1 protein-coding gene and 1 pseudogene are annotated in these 3080 nt (G+C 44.8%); one reads left to right on the top strand and one right to left on the bottom strand.

Going from position 1 to position 3080, the window contains the following annotated elements:
- Window positions 1-758: 758 nt before the first annotated feature.
- Window positions 759-1688 (top strand): ribose-phosphate pyrophosphokinase, encoded by a 930-nt coding sequence (locus tag Q0340_RS05380; RefSeq protein ID WP_005873085.1) that lies wholly within the window; start codon window positions 759-761, stop codon window positions 1686-1688.
- 566 nt (window positions 1689-2254) lie between these two features.
- Here the strand turns inward: Q0340_RS05380 and Q0340_RS05375 are convergent.
- A pseudogene (locus tag Q0340_RS05375) lies at window positions 2255-2987 on the bottom strand (IS1595 family transposase).
- Window positions 2988-3080: the final 93 nt, after the last annotated feature.

The following is a 3080-nucleotide window of genomic DNA, read 5'->3' as shown; positions in this document are numbered from 1 at the left end:
GCGCGCAGGACGGCAAGGAAATTTTGATCTCCGAGATAAATAGGCTATTCGGCGAACCCACCAAAATCACAGAATAACGCTTTATGCGGATTAAATTTGCCTCCGTGCGATTTTAAAATTTAAACGTGCAAAAGCGTATCTAAATTTAAGCGGTGAATGGAGCTCGCACGATAAATTTTAAATTTCGCGGCGCACAATCAAGCTCCAAAGAGCGAACTTTTAAATTTGATCGTCAAAGCGAGCTTTAAATTTTCGCCAAAGCAAAGCGCATTTTAAATTTAACCGCCTAAGAAATCTAAGATTTATATGCCGCGACAGTCTAAATTTAGCGCTGCAAGTATCCACGCAGTCTGTCCCGTGCGAGCTCAAAATCCAAATTTAAACGCACTCTCCGCAGTTCAAAGATAAAATCCCGCGCTACCCGGCGCCCTGCCCTCCGCGATACGATTTTAGCCGTGCCCCTTTTTTCAAACTTTCATCAAACTTTGCTATACGATTTTGCCGGCAATCTGCGCGGCTGCTCGTGCAAAAAACGCGAGCTACGATCGCTCGCGGGCGCCGTAAGCCAAAGCCGAATTTCGCCAAAGTAAAACCGCGGCGAACCGAGCCGCCCTGAAATTTTAAAAATTTATCTCGCAAACGTGCGGCGGTCCGCGATGTTCGCTTATAAATTTTACGCGGGTGCGGCGAGCGAATTAGCTAAAATTTAGCGCTTTTGGTGTAGAATTCGAGCAAATTTCAATCAAAAGGTCATCAAAATGCGCGGATATAAAATTTTCTCCGGCACCGCAAATCCCGAATTTGCCAAAAAAATCTCCAAATATCTCTCGCTGCCGCTTAGCGAGTGCGCGATCAAAACCTTCAGCGACGGCGAAATCAGCGTCCAGATCGGCGAGAGCGTGCGCGGCAAGGACGTCTTCGTCATCCAACCGACCTGCGCGCCCGCAAACTCCAATCTGATGGAGCTTCTGATCCTAACCGACGCACTGAAGCGCTCCAGCGCGAACTCGATCACGGCGGTCGTGCCCTACTTCGGCTACGCTCGCCAAGACCGCAAGGCAGCCCCGCGCGTACCGATCAGCGCGAAGCTCGTGGCGAATATGATGCAGACGGCAGGCATCGACCGCGTCGTCACGATGGATCTGCACGCGGGGCAGATACAGGGCTTTTTCGACGTGCCGGTCGATAACCTCTACGGCTCGCTGATATTCTTAGACTACCTGAAAGAGAAAAATTTAAAAAATCCGATCATCGCCAGCCCCGACGTTGGCGGCGTCGCGCGCGCCAGAAGCTTCGCCAAAAAGCTCTCGCTCGATCTGGTGATCGTCGATAAGCGCCGCGAGGAGGCGAACAAAAGCGAGGTGATGAATATCATCGGCGACGTCGCGGGCAAGGACGTGATCCTAATCGACGATATGATCGATACCGCGGGCACCATCGTCAAGGCCGCGGGCGCGTTTAAGGAACAGGGCGCGAAGAGCGTCAGCGCGTTTTGCACGCACGCCGTGCTAAGCGGCCCGGCATACGAGCGCATCGAAAGCGGCGCGCTGGACGGCCTAGTCGTGACCGACACGATCCCACTAAAGCAGGAAAGCGACCGCATCAAGGTAATCAGCGTCGCTCCGCTTTTCGGCGAGGTCATCAGGCGCGTATATCACGACGAGAGCGTAAATAGCTTATTCAAATAAAATTTTAAAATTTAAAACGCGGCGCGGTTTGTTTTAGACAGCTGCGGGAATGCGAACAATAGGCATCTTATAATAAAAGATCGCGGCTCAGCCTAAGTCAAGCGCTTACGGCGGCGGGCTCTAAATTTGTAGCATTTGAGCTCGCTGCGATTTAAAACTATTGTGGATTTAACTGCGATGCGAAATTTAGCTTCTACGCGGCAAATTTACCTCTGCGCGGTATTTACTCCGCGCGGCGGAAAAATTTAACTGCAACCGCAAAGCAAATTTGCCGCACTAACCGCTGCAAGCCAACTTTAACGCTTGAAAAATTAGTATTAAAAACACCCTGCTTTAAATTCGCCGTGAAAATTTAATTGCCGCTCGCTCCTGTGCGCATCGGCTACGCCTAACAAAATCTCATTAAATTTCTCTGCAAAAACCCACGGTGCACACTAATGACAGATACCCTGAGCTCACTACATTTAAATTTTGATATTTACAACGTGGCGTAAATTTTTAAAGCTCATTGCGCCTTCAAATTTATCATTCTCTCCTTAAACCGCCAAGAGCAAATAAATTTTGGCTCAAGATAAGTTAATCGGATTCTCTCTTATCAGTTTCAACAGTTTCTGATATAAGTTTTCCTGTGTAGTTTTAGTATTATATCTAAATTCACATTCTTTAAGATGAAGCAAAAAATTCTCTTTCTTGATGCCTTTAAATTTAGATAATCTATGTTTGGCGTATCCCCAGAAGTTTTCTATACCGTTTATATGATTTTTACCATTAGCGAATTCATTCTTTGAATGCTTTACTCTGTAGTGAGCTTTGGCTCCGTAATCTACTAATCCGTCATAAGCTTTCCAGCAATCAGAATAGATAGTAGAGCTATCAAGCTCGCTATATTGAGATAATATAGGTATCAACTCACTAGCAGAGCAGTTTTTAACTATCTGGGTATATACCTTACCGTCACGCTTTAGCATTCCAAACACCGGTGTTTTATTTGCTACGCCTCTACCTCTTTTCCCTCTTACTCTCTTAGATGATCCAAAGTAGCTTTCATCAATCTCTATCTTACTTGAAAATTTGATATTTTTAACTTCGCTACGCTCATTGCTTTTCAAGACCTCGCACTCTTTAGCCATCAAAATTCTGATATTTTTAGTTATTTTGTTAATTGTTTTTTTCTGAGATATTAGTAAATCCAGCTATTTTTACGGCTTCTATATCGGCTGAGAAATACCATATAATTTCTCTAAATTTCTTTTCCGAAATTCGGAAATGGATTATATATTTGTTTTTCATCGATATCATAGTAACTTAATGATCCTTTGGAAGTTTTTAACTTATCTTGAGCCTTTATTTTATAACTTTATTTATAGTGGATATTATAAGCTTTTGATCTTG

Source organism: uncultured Campylobacter sp. (assembly GCF_938045595.1).
GTDB lineage: Bacteria > Campylobacterota > Campylobacteria > Campylobacterales > Campylobacteraceae > Campylobacter_B.
Note: the sequence above shows the minus strand (reverse complement) of the source record. Positions and strands in the feature narration are given on the sequence as shown.